Annotated in this window: 19 protein-coding genes, 1 pseudogene and 1 riboswitch; of the genes and pseudogenes, 6 read left to right on the forward strand and 14 right to left on the reverse strand. The window is 41.3% G+C overall.

Features of this window, described 5'->3' with window-relative positions; translation table 11 throughout:
• Positions 1-50: 50 nt before the first annotated feature.
• The 9 genes from citZ to AUO94_RS02235 form a co-directional block, all read right to left on the reverse strand.
• Positions 51-1,166 carry a citrate synthase gene (citZ, locus tag AUO94_RS02195; protein WP_058385723.1) on the reverse strand — a complete coding sequence of 372 codons (1,116 nt, stop codon included), beginning with the start codon at positions 1,164-1,166 and terminating at the stop codon, positions 51-53.
• A 187-nt stretch (positions 1,167-1,353) separates the two neighbouring features.
• Complete coding sequence (locus AUO94_RS02200; RefSeq protein ID WP_058385724.1) at positions 1,354-1,740, reverse strand: FxsA family protein; 387 nt, start codon at positions 1,738-1,740, stop codon at positions 1,354-1,356.
• 24 nt (positions 1,741-1,764) lie between these two features.
• Positions 1,765-3,525, reverse strand: a complete 1,761-nt coding sequence (gene pyk / locus AUO94_RS02205; protein WP_058385725.1) for a pyruvate kinase — start codon at positions 3,523-3,525, stop codon at positions 1,765-1,767.
• 22 nt (positions 3,526-3,547) lie between these two features.
• On the reverse strand, positions 3,548-4,507 hold the full coding sequence (pfkA, locus tag AUO94_RS02210) for a 6-phosphofructokinase (protein ID WP_058385726.1): 960 nt from the start codon (positions 4,505-4,507) through the stop codon (positions 3,548-3,550).
• A gap of 177 nt (positions 4,508-4,684) precedes the next feature.
• Complete coding sequence (accA, locus tag AUO94_RS02215) at positions 4,685-5,653, reverse strand: acetyl-CoA carboxylase carboxyl transferase subunit alpha (protein ID WP_058385727.1); 969 nt, start codon at positions 5,651-5,653, stop codon at positions 4,685-4,687.
• A complete protein-coding gene (accD, locus tag AUO94_RS02220; RefSeq protein WP_058385728.1) occupies positions 5,646-6,518 on the reverse strand; it encodes an acetyl-CoA carboxylase, carboxyltransferase subunit beta in 873 nt (290 codons plus the stop codon). Before accD ends, accA begins: the two co-directional genes overlap by 8 nt.
• Positions 6,502-7,152, reverse strand: a complete 651-nt coding sequence (locus AUO94_RS02225) for a FadR/GntR family transcriptional regulator (protein WP_082707490.1) — start codon at positions 7,150-7,152, stop codon at positions 6,502-6,504. Before AUO94_RS02225 ends, accD begins: the two co-directional genes overlap by 17 nt.
• A 113-nt stretch (positions 7,153-7,265) precedes the next feature.
• Positions 7,266-10,322 (reverse strand): DNA polymerase III subunit alpha, encoded by a 3,057-nt coding sequence (gene dnaE, locus AUO94_RS02230; RefSeq protein ID WP_237150205.1) that lies wholly within the window; start codon positions 10,320-10,322, stop codon positions 7,266-7,268.
• Positions 10,323-10,340: 18 nt separating this feature from the next.
• Complete coding sequence (locus AUO94_RS02235) at positions 10,341-11,285, reverse strand: DHH family phosphoesterase (RefSeq protein WP_058385730.1); 945 nt, start codon at positions 11,283-11,285, stop codon at positions 10,341-10,343.
• Positions 11,286-11,377: 92 nt separating this feature from the next.
• Between AUO94_RS02235 and AUO94_RS02240 the strand changes: the two genes are divergently transcribed.
• Positions 11,378-11,683, forward strand: coding sequence for a YtpI family protein (locus tag AUO94_RS02240; protein ID WP_058385731.1), 306 nt, complete (start codon positions 11,378-11,380; stop codon positions 11,681-11,683).
• An 87-nt stretch (positions 11,684-11,770) separates the two neighbouring features.
• Here AUO94_RS02240 and AUO94_RS02245 read toward each other — a convergent pair whose 3' ends face one another.
• Both AUO94_RS02245 and AUO94_RS02250 read right to left on the reverse strand, forming a co-directional pair.
• Positions 11,771-13,078, reverse strand: coding sequence for a DRTGG domain-containing protein (locus tag AUO94_RS02245; RefSeq protein WP_058386927.1), 1,308 nt, complete (start codon positions 13,076-13,078; stop codon positions 11,771-11,773).
• Between the two features lie 390 nt (positions 13,079-13,468).
• Positions 13,469-14,149, reverse strand: coding sequence for a metal-dependent hydrolase (locus tag AUO94_RS02250; protein ID WP_058385732.1), 681 nt, complete (start codon positions 14,147-14,149; stop codon positions 13,469-13,471).
• A gap of 100 nt (positions 14,150-14,249) precedes the next feature.
• Between AUO94_RS02250 and AUO94_RS02255 the strand changes: the two genes are divergently transcribed.
• Both AUO94_RS02255 and AUO94_RS02260 read left to right on the forward strand, forming a co-directional pair.
• Entirely contained in the window at positions 14,250-15,347 is a 1,098-nt protein-coding gene (locus AUO94_RS02255; RefSeq protein ID WP_058385733.1) for a M24 family metallopeptidase, read from the forward strand.
• 229 nt (positions 15,348-15,576) lie between these two features.
• Positions 15,577-16,044 carry a universal stress protein gene (locus AUO94_RS02260; RefSeq protein ID WP_058385734.1) on the forward strand — a complete coding sequence of 156 codons (468 nt, stop codon included), beginning with the start codon at positions 15,577-15,579 and terminating at the stop codon, positions 16,042-16,044.
• 52 nt (positions 16,045-16,096) lie between these two features.
• Here the strand turns inward: AUO94_RS02260 and AUO94_RS02265 are convergent, their stop codons facing one another.
• Entirely contained in the window at positions 16,097-17,035 is a 939-nt protein-coding gene (locus AUO94_RS02265) for an NADP-dependent oxidoreductase (RefSeq protein WP_058385735.1), read from the reverse strand.
• Positions 17,036-17,155: 120 nt separating this feature from the next.
• Positions 17,156-17,199, forward strand: a riboswitch (PreQ1 riboswitch).
• 6 nt (positions 17,200-17,205) lie between these two features.
• Here AUO94_RS02265 and queC point away from each other — a divergent pair.
• From queC to queE, 3 genes and pseudogenes are all read left to right on the forward strand, one after another.
• On the forward strand, positions 17,206-17,871 hold the full coding sequence (queC, locus tag AUO94_RS02270) for a 7-cyano-7-deazaguanine synthase QueC (protein ID WP_058385736.1): 666 nt from the start codon (positions 17,206-17,208) through the stop codon (positions 17,869-17,871).
• Positions 17,868-18,292: pseudogene (gene queD, locus AUO94_RS02275) on the forward strand (6-carboxytetrahydropterin synthase QueD). Before queC ends, queD begins: the two are co-directional and overlap by 4 nt.
• A complete protein-coding gene (gene queE, locus AUO94_RS02280) occupies positions 18,289-18,996 on the forward strand; it encodes a 7-carboxy-7-deazaguanine synthase QueE (RefSeq protein WP_058385738.1) in 708 nt (235 codons plus the stop codon). Before queD ends, queE begins: the two are co-directional and overlap by 4 nt.
• A 58-nt stretch (positions 18,997-19,054) precedes the next feature.
• Here queE and AUO94_RS02285 read toward each other — a convergent pair whose 3' ends face one another.
• Positions 19,055-19,396: a zinc ribbon domain-containing protein YjdM gene (locus AUO94_RS02285; RefSeq protein ID WP_058385739.1), complete on the reverse strand. Its 342-nt coding sequence runs from the start codon at positions 19,394-19,396 to the stop codon at positions 19,055-19,057.
• A gap of 91 nt (positions 19,397-19,487) precedes the next feature.
• Entirely contained in the window at positions 19,488-19,907 is a 420-nt protein-coding gene (locus AUO94_RS02290; protein WP_058385740.1) for a universal stress protein, read from the reverse strand.
• Between the last annotated feature and the right edge of the window lie 101 nt (positions 19,908-20,008).

The following is a 20,008-nucleotide window of genomic DNA, read 5'->3' on the forward strand; positions in this document are numbered from 1 at the left end:
CTAGCCCTATAAGTTGTATTTTTTTATCTTACAATATAGATAAAAATTTCTTATCGTTCTTCAACTGGCACATACGTTTGCATGCCCGGTCCAATGTATTCTGCACGTGGGCGGATCAAGCGGTTGTTTGAGTATTGCTCCAAAATGTGTGCCAACCAACCCGATGTACGTGACACGGCAAAAATCGGTGTGAACAAATCGTGTTCGATGTTCAAGCTATGGTAAACCGATGCCGAGTAAAAATCAACGTTCGGTGGCAAGTTTTTCTGACCGGTAACGATTTCATCGATTTTCACCGACATGTCGTACCATTTTTCTTCGCCGCGAATTTTGGTCAATTTCTGTGACATGTCGCGTAAGTGCTTTGCACGTGGATCGCCTTTGCGGTAAACCCGGTGACCAAAGCCCATAATTTTTTCTTTGTTGGCTAGTTTTTCGTTGATGACTGTTTCCACGTTATCGACCGAGCCGATTTCCGTTAACATCTTCATCACTTGCTCGTTCGCACCACCGTGAAGAGGGCCTTTTAACGCACCAATTGCCGCAGTGACACCGGAATACACATCCGACAAGGTTGCGACTGCCACGCGTGCCGTAAACGTCGAAGCGTTCAATTCGTGATCTGCATGTAAAACTAATGCTTTGTTAAACGCTTCTTCTTCAATCGCTTCTGGCAATTCACCAGACAACATGTACAAGAAGTTTGCCGCAAAACTCAAGTCTGTTTTCGGTGCAACAGGTTCTTGACCATTGCGGATGCGACCGAAAGCTGTTACCAACGTTGAAATTTTCGCTTGGATTTTAATGGCTTTGCGGTAGTTGGCTTCAGGCTCCATCACTTCTGCTTCTTCATCGAACAAACCAAGCATCGAAACTGCCGTACGTAGTGCAGCCATCGGGTGAACGTGTTTGATGTCGTAGGTTTTAAAATGATCCAACACGGCTTGTGGAACGGCCATGTTGTCCGCTAATTGTTGCTTGAGTTCCGCCAATTCGTTTGCTTTTGGCAGGCGCTGGTGCCACAACAAGTAAATCACTTCTTCAAAACTTGCGTTAACGGCTAAATCATCGATATCGTAGCCGACGTATGTAAGTGTGTCATCAATAATCGAGCTAATGGCCGATTGTGTTGCTACTACACCTTCTAAACCTTTTGACGATGTCATTTAAATCGCTCCTTCTCTAATCTAATTCACCATTCCCAAAAAAAAATGCAGAATGATGTCTCATCTGCGTTTATGAACTTCTGTTTTTTGACCTTACTAAGCTATTATAATCAACTTTGTAGAATTTGTGAATGGAAACGCTTATAGAAATTAAATTTCCTCTCTGAAACGATGGAAATACCCGGCATTATCTTACGATAACCCGGGTGTTTTTCATCTTTTTGTGAATCATTCGGTAAATGAATGGCTTATACATTTTTTGAGTAGGGCTAAAAAGCAGTGTAAATCCCACTGCATCAGAGATAAACCCAGGCGTCAGCAGCAAAACTCCGCCAACTAAAATGAATGCCGCATTCAACAATTGATCACCAGGAGCCTCGAAACTATTCATTCCTGCTTGAATATCTTTTAATGCTTTTAAACCTTGTTTTTTAGCCAGGAAAGCGCCTAACAAGCCCGTTGCCACAATAATTGCCAGCGTAACGAAAAAGCCAAGCTTGCCTCCTGCCCAGATTAACAAAGCCAATTCAAGAGACGGTACAATAATTAAGGCCAAGAAAATCCATTTCATCATTTTGACCAGCCTCCTTGTGGAATTTTACAGAACACTTGCATGGCCGTGATAGACGATGCCTGATTCTGCGTCCATTGTAATATCGTAATTTGTTTTAATTAGAGTAGTTGCTTCTCTAACACCCACGATAACCGGAATTCCAAGACTCAAACCAACTACTGCTGCATGACTCGTTAATCCGCCTTCTTCGGTGATAATCCCTGCACATTTGTTGATGGCTGGCATCATGTCACGATCTGTTCCGATTGTTACGATGATTTTACCTTCTGTATCGATTGCTAGTGCTTCTTCTGCATTTCTAACAACGACAGTTTCTGCAAAAGCAACTGTCTTGCCAATTCCTTGACCTTTAGCCAGGATATCGCCAATAACATGAACTTTCATTAAGTTAGTTGTACCCGCTTGTCCTACAGGGACACCTGCTGTGATAACGACAAGGTCGCCGTGTTTCACATAGCCATGCTTCAAGCTTTCGTCAACTGCATTTTCGAGCAATTCATCTGTCGAATGGACTGACGCACCAATAATTGGTTGTACGCCCCATACTAAAGATAGTTTGCGCGCTGGACGTTCTGAAGATGTTACTGCGATGATTGGTGCTCCCGGGCGATATTTAGAAATCATTTTCGCCGTTGTGCCACTTTCAGTTGGTGCAATAATGGCACGAACCTTTAAGTTCAAAGCCGTATAAGCTACAGCTTGACCAATCGCTTCTGTCATATTCGACTCTTTTTCTTTTCTTCTATTTGAAACAATTTGCTTATAATTTAACGCAGATTCTGTCGTTTCGGCAATGCGATGCATCGTTTCGACTGATTCGACAGGATAAATACCCGCGGCCGTTTCACCTGACAACATAATAGCGTCTGTGCCATCAAAAATTGCGTTAGCAACGTCACTTGCTTCTGCGCGTGTCGGGCGCGGATTACGCTGCATAGAATCTAACATTTGCGTAGCGGTAATAACTGGTTTACCTGCACTATTGCATTTTTCGATCAATGATTTTTGAACTAGCGGAACTTCTTCTGCTGGAATTTCTACACCTAAATCTCCACGTGCCACCATCAAGCCATCGGAAACCATAATGATTTCATCAATATTGTCGACACCTTCTTGGTTTTCGATTTTCGGAATAATTTGTATATGCGAGCCATTGTTTTTTTCAAGCAAGCCACGGATTTCCATCACATCTGAACTTCTTCTAACAAATGAAGCCGCAACAAAATCAACGTTTTGTTCAATGCCAAATAAGATATCTTGTGCATCTTTTTCAGTAATACCAGGCAATTGAACTGAAACGCCTGGAACGTTAACACCTTTTTTACTTTTTAATGTTCCAGCATTTTGAACTGATGTATGGATAATGCCGTTTTCCATATCGAGACTTTCAACACGCAATTCGATCAAGCCATCATCCAAAAGAATGATTGATCCTGCCTTAACATCTTCGATTAATTGGTCGTAAGTAATTGAAAATCGCTCAGCAGTCCCCAACACTTCAGTCATGGAAACTTCGATTTTCTGACCTGTTACTAGTTCAATCGAATCGTTCTCCATCTGATGTGTACGAATCTCAGGACCTTTTGTGTCCAACAAAATCCCAACAATTTTACCAGCTTTATCAGCTGCTTCGCGAATTCGTTTAATACGTAAAGCGTGTTCTTCGTGATTACCGTGCGAAAAGTTTAAACGAGCTACGTTCATTCCCGCTTCGATTAAGCGTTCTAGTAGTTCAGGTGATTCACTTGCAGGACCGATCGTACATACAATTTTCGTTTTTCTCAATAAACTCACTCCATTTACTATTTTAAATTGCTAATTCTTTAGATAATGTATACAAACTCATATCAGCATTATGCTCTGCAGTAAATGCTTCTGTCATATCATAGTCTACCACTTGGTGATTCTTCATGCCAATAGCCCTGCCTCCGACGCCTTCAAGAAGAACTTCCACTGCCCGTGCACCGAACAAACTTCCTAAAACACGATCTCGCGCAGTTGGTGATCCACCACGTTGAATATGACCCAGTACTGAAACCCGTGTTTCAATATCTGCTTTTTCTTTAATAAGAGCTTTTAGTTCGTTACCATTCATAACCCCTTCGGCCACAATAATAATACTGTGACGCTTGCCACGATTACGGCCTTTTTGTAAACGGTCGATCATGTCATCGATATTGTAGCTTTCTTCAGGAATCAGAATAGTTTCTGCTCCACCCGCAAGCCCGGCCCATAATGCCAAGTCACCTGCATCACGGCCCATCACTTCGACAATAAACGTTCGTTCATGGCTCGTTGCAGTGTCACGAATTTTATCGATTGCTTCGATAACTGTATTCAACGCCGTATCAAAACCGATTGTGTAGTCGGTTCCTGGAATATCGTTATCAATAGTTCCTGGAACACCGACACACGGAAAACCTCTTTCGGTCAAAGCCATCGCTCCTTGGTACGAACCGTCTCCACCGATAACAACCAGTCCTTCAAGACCGGCTTTTTTCATTTGTTCAATTGCTTTTAATTGGCCAGCTTCTGTACGGAATTCTTCGCAACGTGCTGAGAATAACTTCGTTCCTCCACGCTGGATGATGTCACCGACGTCCCCTGCTTCTAGCGTTTTAATAGTGCCCTCGATTAATCCCTGGTATCCGGAATAAACGCCAGCCACTTCAATGCCATGAAAAATTCCTTTTCGAACAACTGCTCGAATAGCAGCGTTCATGCCAGGTGAATCTCCCCCGCTTGTCAAAACTCCAATTTTCTTCATAGTAGCCCTCCTGCAGTCCATTTACTCTTTTTACCTTACCACGACATGGCCTTACTGTCAGTCCTGAAAAGTCGTGAGACATGTTAAGTGTTTATGAAGGTAGTCTGATTTATCCTCCAGAAAAAATATTATTGTTTGTATTGCGGAAATCAAAAAAACCGCCGAGGCGGTTTTTCATCATTCGCTGAATACACCAATTGATTTGAATTTGTTATAACGCTGTTCAATCAGCTCTTCTCCAGACATCCCGTTCAACTCTTCCAATGAACGTCTGATTGCTTCTGAAATGATGGCTGCTTGCTTTTGAGGATTGTGATGCGCACCCCCACGCACTTCAGGAATCATATGTTCAATTATTTTCATTTCCAAAAGGTCAGGCGCTGTAATTTTCATCGCTTCAGCAGCTGTTTGTGCTAACGCAGAATCTTTCCACAAAATGGATGCTGCTCCTTCAGGAGAGATAACAGAGAATGTCGAATTCTCTAGCATTAAAATTTGATTTCCGACACCAAGTGCTAGTGCACCACCACTTCCACCTTCACCGATGACAATTGACAAAACCGGCACTTCAAGTCCAGCCATTTCGACTAAATTACGTGCAATGGCCTCACTTTGTCCGCGTTCTTCTGCAGCTTTTCCAGGATAGGCGCCTTTTGTGTCAATCAAGCAAATGATAGGACGCTTGAATTTTTCAGCTTGCTTCATTAGCCGCAAGGCTTTTCGATAGCCTTCAGGATGAGGCATACCAAAATTACGACGAACATTTTCTTTTGTGTCCTTGCCACGCTGATGGCCGATAATAGTAACCGGCTGACCGTGGAAAGAAGCGATTCCACTAACGATGGCAGCGTCATCTCCGTACAAGCGATCTCCATGCAATTCAATGAAATCGTTAAAAATCATCGGTATGTAATCGAGCGTTGTTGGTCGTTCAGGATGACGAGCCACTTGAACACGGTCCCAAGGTTTCATGTTTTCGTAAATTTCTTCTTCTAGTTTAGAGAAACGCTCTTCTAAAGACTTGATTTCTGAACTCAAGTCTACTTCAGCGTTTGCTGTGTAATCTTTTAGCTCAGAGATTTTTGCACGCAGCTGAATAAGTGGTTCTTCAAAAGGCAATGTTTTTTTACCGTTCTTTTTAACCATTTGTGACAGCTCCTTTCGTGTGAAGGCGCACGATGGTCGCCAGTGTATGTTGCATCGAAGCACGGTGGACAACTGCATCTAATTGACCATGCGCCAATAAAAACTCAGCAGTCTGAAAATCTTCCGGCAATTTTTCGCGGACGGTTTGCTCAATAACGCGACGACCTGCAAAACCGATCAGTGCTTTTGGTTCGGCAATATTGATGTCTCCTACTGATGCAAAACTTGCTGATACACCACCTGTTGTTGGATGCGTCAAGACTGACACAAAAAGTAAACCTTCATTGCTGTGACGCTTTAATGCTACACTGGTTTTCGCCATTTGCATTAGAGATAAAACCCCTTCTTGCATACGCGCACCGCCACTCGCTGTGAAAATGATAAATGGCAATTTGCGTTCTGTAGCCGCTTCAATGGCGCGCGTAATTTTTTCACCGACAACCGAGCCCATTGAACCCATACGGAAATGCGAATCCATTACAGCTAACACAATATCTTGTCCTTGCAGTTTACCAGAACCCGTTAACACGGCTTCGTTCAAACCAGTTTTTTCGCTGTCTGCTTGAACTTTTTCCGTATATCCTGGAAAGCCAAGCGGATTTTGTGATTTCAAATGGTCGTCCATTGACTCGAAGCTGTCTCCATCCAATAAACTATTTATCCGTTCGTAAGCGGTCATTTTAAAATGATGATCGCATTTCGGGCAAACTTTTTTATTTTTTTCTAAATCTTTTGTTAAGGTAATTTCCTTGCAAGAAGGACATTTCGTCATCAAACCTTCTGGTACATCTTTTGCAGATTTTGACGGCATGGTTGCTTCTTTGCTATCTTTATTGCGTTTAAAAATATCACGAATGATTGCCATTGTGTGTTCTCTCCTTTTTTAGCCAGTCACTCCAAGTTCGAAACTCTCGAATAGCTGTATCTGCGTCTTGTTGCTCGATTGCTACTAGTATACTGTTCATAAAATCAATTTCATCAAAAGAAATGGTTCCATCATATGGGTTGCCACTATATTGCGTAAGCAAAAACCAAATTTTTAACGACAAACGATTGCCAGACAAGACCATTAGTTCTCTAACAAAGTCTTGACGCTGAAAACTTTCATCTTTTAAGCGCAACCGAAAACTGTCCCAAACTTTCATTTGGCTAATGGTTTCATTTCGACAAATTATATGAATAGCAGCGATTTCATGAAGCAACCGAGTTTCCCAGACATCTTCATGTGACCGATTATCCTGTAAAACAAAAGTTGATAGAACTTCAACCAATTTATGGTTTCTGTGATCAGACAAAAAGGTACCTTCTCCTCTACGAGTCTCAATCAACCCCAACAGTTCAAGACTACGAAGCGCTTCTCGCAATGTTGAACGGCCCACTTGCATCGTTTCAGCCAATTCTCTTTCAGATGGAATGCGCTCTCCAGGCTTGATTTTTTCCTGTCGAATCATATCACGAATGTCCCGTACTATATCTAAATAACGTTTCGATTGATTCATGATGGTTCCTCAGTTCCCATTTTTTTGAAAGTGGTCTGGCCACTCATATCCTTTACCTTACAAAAAAAATACTGTTACGTAAAGAAAAAACTGCTTTTCTTTGAGAAAAGCAGTCAAGTTTCTATTGTTTTACAGATAATAGCCGTTTTCTGATTACGATTTTCGACTATACCTTGAATTTCGAGTACAGCATGGAGTTCCAAAAGAGGAGTGTATTTAGCGTATTCCACTGGAAACAACGTAACGGAAGCTGGACCCGTATCGTCCATTAAAGTGACAAATGCCATAGCATCTCCTTTTTTTGTACGAATCCGTTTGACATCTTCTACCATACCTAAAACCGTTACCGATTCCCTATCCCGTTTGTTTTTCAGCGATTTCAGATCTTGATAGGTTTTTTGACGATTTTCTTTCTCACGTTCAATCGGATGCTTCGACAAGTAAAAACCAAGAACTTCTTTTTCATAGTCAAGCTTTAGCGTTTCAGGCATATCTGTAGCCTTCGTGTATTTCGGTTTCATGAAGCTAGAGCCCATATCATCAAACAAGCCAGGATCTTCTGTTGGCTTAACGAGTTCAGCATGCTTAATGGCACTATCAAGCGACGCCAGTAACACTCCACGGTCATAACCAAATTCATCCAGAGCACCTGCTTTAATGAGTGGCTCAAATGATTTACGGTTAAAATGCAAAGCCGAAATACGTTCGGCAATATTAAACAAACTACTAAACGGTCCACTTTCTCTAGCAGCCAGTAACGCTTTAATAGTCGTACCTGGAACTCCTTTTACTACATTCAAACCGATTCGTATTTCGCCAGCTTCTACAGAAAACGAATGACGACTTTTTTGAATAGATGGTGACAACAACGGGATGTTCTTTTCTTTGATTTCTTGCATTAATTGTTTTGTTTTATCGACATTACCCGCACTGTTGGTCAACATTCCGGTATAGAAATAGACTGGATAATGGGTTTTCATATAGCTTAGTTGATAAGAAATTATGCTATAAGCAACCGCATGACTTTTTGGAAAACCGTAATCGGCAAAACGAACAATCAAATCATAAACTTCTGCCGCTTCTGCTTCTGTAAAATTTTTGGCTTTTGCCCCTCGGACAAAGTGTGCACGCTGTTCATCTAGAATTTCTCTTTTTTTCTTACTGACAGCGCGACGTAATAGATCGGCTTGTCCAAGAGAAAATCCAGCCATTTTCGCGGCAATGTGCATAATCTGTTCTTGGTAGACGATGACGCCGTATGTTTCGCTCAAAATTGGTTCAAGAATCGGATGAACGTATTTAACAGATTCCTGTCCGTGTTTCCGTCTCGCATATAGAGGGATAAATTCCATTGGACCTGGTCGGAACAAGGCATTGACAGCAACAATATCACCAAAAGCCGTTGGTTTGATTTGTTGTAGCGCACGCCGCATGCCGTCAGACTCTAATTGGAAAATGCCAGTCGTATCGCCCTTGGCCAGCAGTTGATAGGTTTTAGCGTCTTCTAGTGGAAGGCTTCTATAATCGATTCGCTTTTTGGTATCCCAATAAACCAAGTTACGGATTTGTTCTAATATGGTTAAATTACGCAAACCAAGAAAATCCATTTTCAACAAACCGATGGCTTCGAGTTCTTGCATTGGCCATTGCGTCAAATAGATTCCTTCATGACCTTTTTCAATGGGCACGTGGTCCACTAGAGGCGTCGGGCTTAAAATCACACCTGCTGCATGTGTCGAAGCATGGCGTGGCAGGCCTTCTAATTTTAACGCGGTTTTAAACCAAGATTTGCGTTCTTCTTTTTCAATAATCCAATCGTTAAATGCAGTAGACTCTTTAAGAGCTGAACGCAATGTCGTTCCTGGACGATTTGGAATCATTTTTGAAATGGCTTCGAGTTCTTCTGCTTCAAAACCAAACACACGGGCAGTATCACGTGCAACGGCTTTCGCTGATAAGGTGCCGAATGTAATAATCTGCGCCGTGCGAATGGCACCGTATTTTTTCGCTACATAGTCGACCACTTCGTGGCGCCTGTGATCAGCAAAATCGATATCAATGTCTGGCAGCGTAACTCGCTCTGGATTCAAGAAACGTTCAAATAACAACCCATGTTCAATCGGATCAACATCGGTAATTTTCAGCGAATACGCAACAAGTGAACTTGCCGAAGAGCCACGTCCAGGACCTGTTAAAATATCTTGATCTCTGGCATATTTCATAAAATCTGCAACAATCAAGAAATAATCGATAAAGCCCATCTTAGCGATGACCGATAATTCGTAGTCTAAACGCTGCTGATAAATTTCTGAAAATCCGACTTTCCGTTCAGCTAACCCCAATTTGCATAGCTCCGCAATAAAAGTCGCTTTGTCAACTTTTTCATCCACAGGAAAAACCGGCAGCAATTGCTGATTCATTGGAATTGTTACGTGACAACTTGCCATCAGTTCTGTTGTACGCAAGAGCCATTCCGGATGATCTACAAACCAAGATTCCAATTCTTTAGGGCTTGGAATATAGGCACTCGTGTGCTCCGGTTCATGCCTTTGCGGATCGTTCATCTTTAGCCCTTGACCAATCGCAGATGCCACTTCATAAGCAAATGCATCTTGCTCACGCAAATAACGACTTTCGTGTGTTGCGATAATGGGTAATTGGATGGTGTCGCACAATTCAATAAACGTCGACTCGTATTGAGACTTAACACCACCTGGACGTTCAAGACTTCCAAAAGCGCAAACACCAAACAAGTCTTTTACAAATTGGAAAACCTGACTTCGATCAGCTAATAGCCACTCTGCTTTGTTTGGAATGACACAAATCAAGCCTTCTTTATAAGCTTTTAACCATTGTTCAGGTATTGCCTCTTTGTCTCTCGTCGAAAGAGCACTGGAGATTTTCAGTAAGTTGCCATAACCTTTATTGGTCTGGGCATACAAAATGATTGGATAATGCTGCTCTTCGTATTCGATAAAAACTGATAAACCAATTACTCCGTGAATATCTGCACGACGACATTCTTCCCAAAACGGTAAAATGCCATACAATTTTGTATTAACGATTGCGACTGATGTGGCTCCTTGTTCCTTTAAATAAGGGAAAAGTTCGTCAAGGCGCACCGTGCTTTTCAGCAAATCGGCTGATGTGCTTATATGCGGATAAACCATTGACAATAAACTCCCTCCTTAATTTGCAGTTGCACAAATTTCTTTTAGACGATCAATAACACGGTCAGCTTCTTGCCATGAATACGCAGTTGCCCCAGAAGCCAGCGGGTGACCTCCGCCACCAAATTCTTTAGCCAACTCGTTAATAACGGGCCCTTTCGAACGCAATCGAACTCGAATTTCACGGTCTTCTTCAATCAAAATAACCCACGCTTTTATATTTTTTACATTTCCAAGCGAACCAACCAATAAAGAAGTATCTGTTGCTGTAACATCAAATTCTGTTAAAATGTCTTTGGTGATTTTAACATACGCCGCACCATTTTCATCCATTTTGAAGTTCTGGTACATATATCCTTGCAAATGCAATAATTTACGATCCATTTCGTACATGCCGTTATGCAGCGCATTGCGATCAAAATCGTATTTGATCAACTCACCGGCAACTGAAAAAGTTTTTTGTGTGGTACTTGGAAATAAGAATCGTCCAGTGTCACCAATAATTCCTGCATACAATAAACGAGCTGCTTTTGCTGACATGTTCCAGTCTTCATGTTCACGACCATATGTATAAAGGTCATAAACCAATTCAGATGCTGAACTAGCCGTTGTATCCACAGACACGATGTCTCCATAGGCATCGTCATTTGGATGGTGATCAATTTTGATGAGTTTGTCGCCTGTCTTATAGCGTTGGTCATCCACACGTTCTGTATTGGCAGTATCTGTGACAATTACTAAAGCCCCTTCGAAATCTTGATCTTCGACAGTGTCAGGAAAATCTAAAAAATCCATCGTGTAATCGTGTGTACCGGCAGCTAAAATACGCTTGTCTGGGTAGTTTTGTTCCAGCAAGTACTTTAAACCAAGTTGTGAACCATACGCATCCGGGTCGGGTCGCACATGACGATGAATAATAATGGTGCTGTATTGCTTAATTGTGTCGATGATTTGACTGTTCATTTCCGAGTTCCTCCATTTATAAGGAAATCCATTCGCAATTTTACTCAGTTCTCAGTACAATGATAATGAGTTTTGGAATTCAGGAGGTCCTTATGTTCATTTTTGTCGTTTTAATTATTGTATCATTTGTCATTTATTTTTATAACAAAACAAAGCAATTCCGCACACGCACCGTTTTGCCCATTCGAAAAAAATGGTATGCTGCACGTGCATCGATGGCGTTGGGAAGTTTTGTCGCCTTTTTTGGTGTCAATCAACTATTCGTTTTTCAAACCGTGATTACGTACATCATTTCAACTATTTTCATTGTTCTTGGTCTAGCTTTGGTTTATTACAACTACAAAGCGGCGCGTCATTATCATGTATTTCTGGAAGAAGAAGCAGATTTGAATCCATAAGTGATTCCATTTGCCCGACAGACTAATTAGGCAGCAGGCACACTCGTTTACTGAGTGTGCCTGCTGCCTTTTAGAGGTCTTTTTGCTTTAACGATCTAGTAATTGGAAAGTCAACATGGCTTTTCCGACGATTTCGTTTTCCAAAGATACTTCAACTTCAACTTTGGCAGATTTTCGACTAATGTCCAAAATGGTTGGTTTGACGTACACCAGCACATCCAACTGAACCGGCTTCAAAAAATAAATGGTTAAGTTTTCTAATACACTATCTTTTCGGTTTTTCGTTTTTAATATTGCCGATGCCGCTTCGGTTAAAATCATGGTATACGCACCATGAGAAATCGAACCATAAGCATTCGTCATTTGAGGTGTCACGCGAAACTCGAGCAATAGTTTGTCGCTAGTTTGTTGGTGAAGTTGACTTTTGATGATATCATCAATTGTTTCGCCTTGTTGTGGCTGGCGTTGAGCCGTTTGAATCGCTTTTAACACATCTTGCCTACTAATAACGCCTTTCAATTTGCCAGAGTCGTCCGCAACAGGCAGTAAATCAATGCCTTCCCAAATCATACGATGTCCTGCCGCCGCAACACTGGTCTGCATTGAGACGGTAATGGGATCTTTAGTCATGACTTTTTCTATTAATTCCGTAGGCGGATGCCCAATCACATCACGCGAAGTAATAATGCCGACCAATCGATTGGATTGGTCCACTACTGGGAAGCCACCATGTGTCGTTTCTTCATTTAATTCGTGATAACGACGAATGGGTTCCTTAAGATTTAAATGATCGGTTTCTTCTAGCGGAATTAAAATATCTTCAATTAACAAAATTTCCTTTTTAATTAATTGATCGTAAATGGCTCGATTAATCATTGTGGCAACCGTAAACGTATCGTAGCTAGTCGAAATAATCGGAAGCTCGAATTCATCCGCTAATTTTTTTACGCCATCCGATGCTTCAAATCCACCGGTCACAAGTACTGCCGCACCTGCACGAAGTGCATATTCATGTGCTTTATAACGATTCCCAACAATTAGTAAATTGCCTGCTTCTGTGTAACGCATCATATCTTCTAGCTGCATGGCCCCAATAACAAATTTGTTGAGGGATTTGTGCAGCCCAGCTCTACCACCCAGCACTTGCCCATCAACAATATTGACAATTTCAGCATAGGTCAATCGTTCAATATTTTCTTTCTTTTTACGTTCAATACGAATTGTCCCCACACGTTCAATGGTCGACACCAATCGGTTTGTTTCTGCTTCTTTAATCGCGCGGTAAGCCGTTCCCTCACTGACCTGCAAATCCTTCGCAATACGCCGTACCGAGATTTTCTCCCCCACAGCTAAAGTCTCAATATGATCCAGTATTTGTTCATGCTTAGTCGCCATGATTTCACCCATTCTTTCTACGTTCCTTTACCTTACAGTGTAGCATAAGTACACGAAAAGTGGAGACGGGCGCTTTGGTCCGACAGGCATAAGACGCGGTGGCCGAGCGGCATTTCTTCAGCCGCACTGACACTGTGGCTTATGTCCCGAGGAGCAGCCCGGCGCAACTAGACAAATCGAAAAGTGGAGACGGGCGTTTTGGTTCGACAGGCATAAGACGCAGTGGCCGAGCGGCATTTCTTCAGCCGCACTGACACTGTGGCTTATGTCCCGAGGAGCAGCCCGGCGCAACTAGACAAATCGAAAAGTGGAGACGGGCGTTTTGGTCCGACAGGCATAAACGGCATAAAACAACCCGAAAAGTTTTTACTCTTCGGGTTGTTTTATGTGCTACAGTTTAATGCTTTCGCCTGACTGTAAAATGTTTACTTGTGCATCTTTTACTAACGACTTAAAGTACTCAGGATCTTGCTTAATGGGCGGGAATGTATTGTAATGGATCGGAACAACCACTTTCGGTTGTAATAATTCGACCGCATAAGCTGCATCTTCTGGCCCCATTGTAAAATGATCGCCAATTGGTACAAACGCCACATCAATATCATTTCGCTCACCTAACATCTTCATGTCACCAAACACTTCTGTATCACCTGCATGGTAAATTGTTTTGCCTTCTGCTGTAAATAAAATTCCAGCTGGCATGCCACCATAAACGACTTCACCTTCTGCTGTTGTGAAAGAAGAACTGTGAAATGCTTTTGTGAACTTTACCACACCAAACTCGAATTCGTGTGCGCCGCCTAACCCCATACCTACTGCGTTTACACCGAGACTGTCTAAATAATTAGCTAGTTCAAATACAGCTATAACTTGCGCATTACTTTTTTTCGCTAGTTCGACGGTATCGCCAACATGGTCGTTATGGGCATGTGTTAAGAGGATCACATCTGGCCTTTCTTTTTCGACCGTTAAATCAGTGAACTCATTGCCGTTAATAAATGGATCAATTAAAATAGTATATTCACCTGTTTTGATTTTCACAATAGAATGACCATGATATGAGACGTGCATAAAATCCCTCCAATTGATGTTTGAATATAGTGAATTCAAGTCATATAGCTGATTTATACCCTGTTTTTTGATATGCTACACATATAGAGGAGGAATACATATGATAAAAATTAACCAACTACAAGATTACCTGAAACAACATTCAATTGATGCGGCATTTATTACAGATCCCTACAACGTTTTTTACGTTAGTGGTTTCAAAAGTAATCCACATGAACGTCTACTAGGTGTCATGATATTCGCAGAAGCTGAACCCTTTTTAATTTGTCCTAAAATGGAAATTCCAGATGCAAAGAATGCTGGGTGGACAGGCGAAATCGTCGGTCACGAAGACACACAAAATTCCATGGAAATTTTATATAAAACAGCAAAATCGCGTGGCATTGAATTAAAAACAATGGCAATTGAAAAAGCGCATATGACAGTAGATCGCTCCGAAGCGATTCTCTCATTCTTTGAGCCGCGTACAATTGTACAACTAGACGATCAGTTAAATGCTATGCGTGTAATAAAAGATGACGCAGAACTTCGAATATTACGTGAAGCAGCGGCATTAGCTGATTACGCGATTGAAGTAGCTGCAAAAACAATTAAAGAAGGCATTACTGAAATTGAAGTCATGACAGAAATTGAATTAGCGTTAAAAAAACGTGGCGTTACGCATATGTCGTTCGATACAACTGTATTGGCTGGAGACAAAGCGGCTTCACCACACGGTAAAACTGGCGATCGTAAATTGAAAAATGGCGACTTGGTATTGTTTGACCTTGGCGTTGTTCATAAAGGCTATTGCTCAGATATTACCCGTACATTAGCGCTTGGAGAACCTAGTGAAGAGCAAAAGGCTGTATATGATATTGTCTATCGTTCTGAAACAGCTGCTCTTGAAGCGGTCAAACCTGGCGTTACAGCTGCTGAACTTGATCAAATTTCACGTAAAGTAATTACAGATGCAGGATACGGTGAGTATTTCACACACCGTTTAGGACATGGTTTAGGCATCGATGTTCATGAATTCCCTTCTATTCATGGAGAGAATTCGATAAAAATGGAAAAAGGAATGGTCTTTACATTAGAGCCTGGTATTTATATTCCTGGTAAAATCGGCGTTCGTATTGAAGATGACGTCGCTGTAACTGCAGATGGTTACGAAGTACTGACAAAATTCCCGAAAGAACTTCAAATTATCCATAATTAATAGACACAGCGACACCAGAAAAATTCTGATGTCGCTTTTCATTTACCGTAAATTGAACGATTGGTTTAAACCATCACTTTACTGCTAGCTATTTATTTCTATTCATCTAATTACCATGTCAAAAGACGCCTTTAATTAGACAAAAAATTCACGAAATTACATCCAATTTAGCAGGAACTTAGATAGTTTTAGCGAATGTTTACAAAGAGAGATAAAGGAGGAATGTAGGATGACATTAAAATACAGTCAAATTCTTGTAGCAGTCGATGGTTCGAAAGAAGCTGAGTGGGCATTTAAAAAATCAGTTGGTATTGCTGGACGGAATAACGCTACATTAAATTTGGTAAACGTAATCGATACCCGTTCGTTCGCTGCAATTGAAGCGTACGATCGCTCGATTGCTGACCGTGCTCAAAAGTTTGCTGAAGATTTATTAGAAGAGTATAAAAAAGAAGCGTTAGCCGGTGGTGTTGAAAAAGTGAACATTGTTGTCGATTATGGTTCTCCTAAAACAATGATTTCAAGAGATTTGGCACAAAAAGTTGAAGCGGATTTAATTATCTGTGGTGCTACCGGATTAAATGCGGTTGAACGTTTCCTAATCGGTAGCGTTTCAGAACACATTGTTCGTTCAGCAAAATGTGATGTATTGGTTGTACGTACTGAAGAAGCTCAAGACGATGCACCAACAGGTTAATACGTAAAACGAAAAAATCCTTTCACTCATGTGAAAGGATTTTTTCGTTTTATTAAGATTTCACTTTGATAATAATTTTTCCGCGAGCATGATGAGTTTCGCTAAGTTCGTGTGCATCTTTTAACCCTTGCTCACTAAACTCAAACACGTGACCAATCGCAGGTTTAAATTCTCCTGATACAAACAAATTAGCCAGCTGATGTAATTGCTCACCGCTCGGCTCTAACCAAAAGCTGCTTGCTTTTACTTCGTGCTCTTGCGCTTTCTCTGCAGAAGGCTGACCTGCAATCGAAATCAGTTTCCCGCCTTTTTTCAAGACTTTGAAACTTTTATCTAGTACTTCTCCACCCATTGTGTCTAATACTGCATCAAAGTTTTCCAGTAACTCACTAAAATCTTCTTCACTGTAATTAATGACACGGTTTGCACCTAGTGATTTGACCAGTTCATCGTTTTTGTCACTTGCAGTCGTCGCTACATACGCTCCGATGCTGTTAGCAATTTGAATGGCCATACTTCCCACTCCACCGGCTCCCGCATGAATCAATACTTTATCTCCTTTTTTAACTTCGGCAAAGTCGACAAGGCATTGATAAGCAGTTAGCCCAGCTAATGGAATTGCCGCGCCTTCTTCAAAAGTCATGCTTTCTGGCATATGAGCTAATAGCTGTTCTTCTACTGGCACAAATTCTGCATAAGTCCCTTGACGTGTTGTCGCAGGTCTCGTAAAGACACGATCGCCTACTTTGAAATGCTTAACGTTTGTGCCAATTTCAGCAACCACACCCGCTGCATCCCAACCTAAAATAATCGGGAATTCCCAAGGTAACATTTCTTTTAAATAGCCTTCACGTAATTTCCAGTCAATTGGATTTATAGAAGTGGCATGAACTTCAACTAGCACCTGATTTTCGTTGATAGTTGGTTTTTCTACTTCTCTTTCTTTCAGTTGTTCTGTACCACCATAACTGTCGATAATAATTGCTCTCATGTCAAACATCCCCTTTCCTTATTCTATAAATATACCCTATTTCAGAAATAGTACACCTTCCGGAGACTTGCATTTATAGTCTTCTTTTCTGGTACATTATGTTATTATTAACACTGTTCGCTAAAAGAGGTTCGCAAACTCCCTCTCTAAAAAACTAAGGAGTGTTACAGATGAAAAAAGAAAAAGCAGTCGTCGTTTTCAGCGGTGGCCAAGACAGTACCACTTGCCTATTTTGGGCAATCAAGAATTTCAAAGAAGTAGCAACCGTCACTTTTGATTACGGCCAGCGTCATTCGGCTGAAATTGAGTGTGCCAGAAAAATCGCTGAAGAACTAGGTGTATCATTTAAGGTATTGGATATGACTTTGATCAATCAACTCTCAGCAAATGCGTTAACACGTGATGATATCGACGTGACCGCAGAAGATGGTGAATTGCCATCTACTTTTGTACCAGGCAGAAATCACTTATTTTTATCTTTTGCAGCAGTTTATGCAGACGCTATCGGTTGCCAACATTTAATTACTGGAGTAAGTCAAACCGACTTCAGCGGTTATCCCGATTGTCGTGATACGTTTATTCGTTCACTAAATGTCACATTAAATTTAGCAATGGACAAGCAGTTTATCATCCATACGCCGTTAATGTGGCTCGACAAAACCGAGGTTTGGGAACTTTCTGATACACTTGGTGCTTTTGAATTTATTCAAGACAAGACCTTAACTTGCTATAACGGCATCCCGAGCACTGGTTGTGGCGAATGTCCTGCCTGCAAATTGCGAAATGATGGACTTGCTCGCTATCAGGATAAAAAAATGGCTGGTGTTAGAGCATGATGCAGCAATTTTATCCGACAATTCCACACGATTTCCAATTTGAGCTCAATAAGGACTTTCATTTTTCAGCAGCGCATTTTATTCCAAGTGAAGAAGCAGGGAAATGCCAAGTCATGCACGGCCATACGTATCACCTCAACATTACAATCGCAGGTAACGAACTTGACGCCATTGGTTTTCTAATTGACTTTAAATTATTAAAAGAACTGATTCATAAAAATACGACCACAGTGTCTTGAACGATCATCCGGAATTTGCCACTAAATTTCCGACCACCGAGCTTCTTGCTAAGCAAGTGTGGCAGTCGATTCAAACGATGCTGCAAGCGACCAGCAACCGTCCCAACTGTCTGCAAGTTATCGTTCGTGAAACACCAACCAGTTATGTTGTATTCCGTCCGAAACAAGAGGACTTGTTATGAGAATTCCAGTGATGGAAATTTTCGGTCCAACCATTCAAGGTGAGGGCATGGTAATGGGACAAAAAACCATGTTTGTGCGCACAGCAGGATGCGATTATTCCTGTTCTTGGTGTGATTCTAAATTCACTTGGGATGGCACAGGCACAAGCGTCTCCAAACAACCTACTGAAATCGTTGAGGAACTCATCCAAACCGGTGGCAAGGCCTTTTCGCATGTCACCATATCCGGTGGCAATCCCGCTCTCCATAAAGGTATCGGTGAACTCGTTGATTTGTGCCATTTGCAAGGCTGGAAAGTGGCTGTAGAAACGCAGGCATCTCTTTGGCAAGAGTGGATGATAGAAATCGATGATATTACCTTGTCACCAAAACCACCTAGTTCTGGTATGAAAACAGATGTAACGAAACTAGATGTATTTATAGAAAAACTGCAAAATGCCAATGTCAGCCTGAAAGTTGTTATTTTTGACGAAATTGACTTTGCTTATGCAGAAAAACTTCACCAGCGTTACCCGGCAGTTCCATTTTTCTTACAAACAGGTAACGAAGACACTGCAACGACAGATGATTTGCAGTTAGTGACTACCTTACTTCATAGATACGAACAATTAATTGATTACCATATTCAGTCCCCTATTATGAATGATGCCAAAGTGTTGCCGCAATTGCATACTTTAGTATGGGGCAATAAACGCGGCGTTTAAACAGATAAACACGAAAAAACTCCGTCGACCTCAAAAGGTCGACGGAGTTTTTTTCGTGTTATGCTTTTTTAACAAATTCCGATTTTAGTTTCATCGGACCAAAACCATCGATCTTACAATCAATGTCGTGATCACCATCAACCAAACGGATACTTTTTACTTTTGTTCCAATTTTCAAAGTTGACGAACTGCCTTTGACTTTCAAGTCTTTAATGACTGTTACAGCATCCCCATCTTTTAATACCGTTCCGTTTGCATCTTTGACGATTTTTTCTTTTTCATCCTGTTCAGCTTCAATCGCTAAATTCCATTCATGTGCACATTCAGGACAGACAAACAGATTGCCGTCTTCATACGTATATTCAGAATTACAATTAGGACAATTCGGTAATGTAGTCATTTTCTCCTCCAGCTGATCTTTTAGTCAGTTAATCAGTAATACCAACAATCTTTTTACCAGTATACCAGAACTATCCACTCGTCCGTCTGAGTTATTTTACGACTAGTACGGGACAATGCACGTGATTGACAACTTTCTGACTGACACTGCCAAGTACTAGCGCCGATACTGGCTTTAATCCCCTGCTGCCAATCACAACCAAATCAAATTCCCCTTCATTGGCCATTTCAATAATCACGGGTGCTGGACGACCGTGCATCATTTCAATTTTGTAAAAGACTTCTCCACGTTCTAAAGCTTCTTTGATCGGTTGAATTTTTTTCTTTCGCGACAATTCAAACTCGAGCTGACCACCATCGTGAACCTTTTCATTGCTGTCTTCATCAAAATCAGAAACGTATACGATTGTCACTTCTGTCCCTTTCACTAACGTTGCGAGTTGGGCAGCTTGCTTTCCAGCTCGTTCAGCATTTTCAGAACCGTCTATAGCGACTAAAATTGATTGATACATTTCTCCACCCCTTTAAACTAGTTTCCGTGACTTTGCAATAAGTACCCTCTACTGACACTATTCGACTTTCTATTGAAATTCCCTGCTTCTCTAGAAAAACA

Source organism: Planococcus kocurii, from assembly GCF_001465835.2.
GTDB lineage: Bacteria > Bacillota > Bacilli > Bacillales_A > Planococcaceae > Planococcus > Planococcus kocurii.

What these genes read in the sequence shown, in the direction of transcription:
- AUO94_RS02235 (WP_058385730.1), bottom strand. Translation starts at nt 11,285, where the DNA reads ATGAACAGTCAAATCATCGACACAATTAAGCAATACAGCACCATTATT.
- queE (WP_058385738.1), top strand. Translation starts at nt 18,289, where the DNA reads ATGAGAATTCCAGTGATGGAAATTTTCGGTCCAACCATTCAAGGTGAG.
- AUO94_RS02290 (WP_058385740.1), bottom strand. Translation starts at nt 19,907, where the DNA reads ATGTATCAATCAATTTTAGTCGCTATAGACGGTTCTGAAAATGCTGAA.
- AUO94_RS02250 (WP_058385732.1), bottom strand. Translation starts at nt 14,149, where the DNA reads ATGCACGTCTCATATCATGGTCATTCTATTGTGAAAATCAAAACAGGT.
- accA (WP_058385727.1), bottom strand. Translation starts at nt 5,653, where the DNA reads ATGGTTAAAAAGAACGGTAAAAAAACATTGCCTTTTGAAGAACCACTT.
- queC (WP_058385736.1), top strand. Translation starts at nt 17,206, where the DNA reads ATGAAAAAAGAAAAAGCAGTCGTCGTTTTCAGCGGTGGCCAAGACAGT.
- AUO94_RS02265 (WP_058385735.1), bottom strand. Translation starts at nt 17,035, where the DNA reads ATGAGAGCAATTATTATCGACAGTTATGGTGGTACAGAACAACTGAAA.
- citZ (WP_058385723.1), bottom strand. Translation starts at nt 1,166, where the DNA reads ATGACATCGTCAAAAGGTTTAGAAGGTGTAGTAGCAACACAATCGGCC.
- pfkA (WP_058385726.1), bottom strand. Translation starts at nt 4,507, where the DNA reads ATGAAGAAAATTGGAGTTTTGACAAGCGGGGGAGATTCACCTGGCATG.
- AUO94_RS02285 (WP_058385739.1), bottom strand. Translation starts at nt 19,396, where the DNA reads ATGACTACATTACCGAATTGTCCTAATTGTAATTCTGAATATACGTAT.
- AUO94_RS02240 (WP_058385731.1), top strand. Translation starts at nt 11,378, where the DNA reads ATGTTCATTTTTGTCGTTTTAATTATTGTATCATTTGTCATTTATTTT.
- accD (WP_058385728.1), bottom strand. Translation starts at nt 6,518, where the DNA reads ATGGCAATCATTCGTGATATTTTTAAACGCAATAAAGATAGCAAAGAA.
- AUO94_RS02200 (WP_058385724.1), bottom strand. Translation starts at nt 1,740, where the DNA reads ATGATGAAATGGATTTTCTTGGCCTTAATTATTGTACCGTCTCTTGAA.
- AUO94_RS02255 (WP_058385733.1), top strand. Translation starts at nt 14,250, where the DNA reads ATGATAAAAATTAACCAACTACAAGATTACCTGAAACAACATTCAATT.
- AUO94_RS02225 (WP_082707490.1), bottom strand. Translation starts at nt 7,152, where the DNA reads ATGAATCAATCGAAACGTTATTTAGATATAGTACGGGACATTCGTGAT.
- dnaE (WP_237150205.1), bottom strand. Translation starts at nt 10,322, where the DNA reads ATGGTTTATCCGCATATAAGCACATCAGCCGATTTGCTGAAAAGCACG.
- AUO94_RS02245 (WP_058386927.1), bottom strand. Translation starts at nt 13,078, where the DNA reads ATGGCGACTAAGCATGAACAAATACTGGATCATATTGAGACTTTAGCT.
- AUO94_RS02260 (WP_058385734.1), top strand. Translation starts at nt 15,577, where the DNA reads ATGACATTAAAATACAGTCAAATTCTTGTAGCAGTCGATGGTTCGAAA.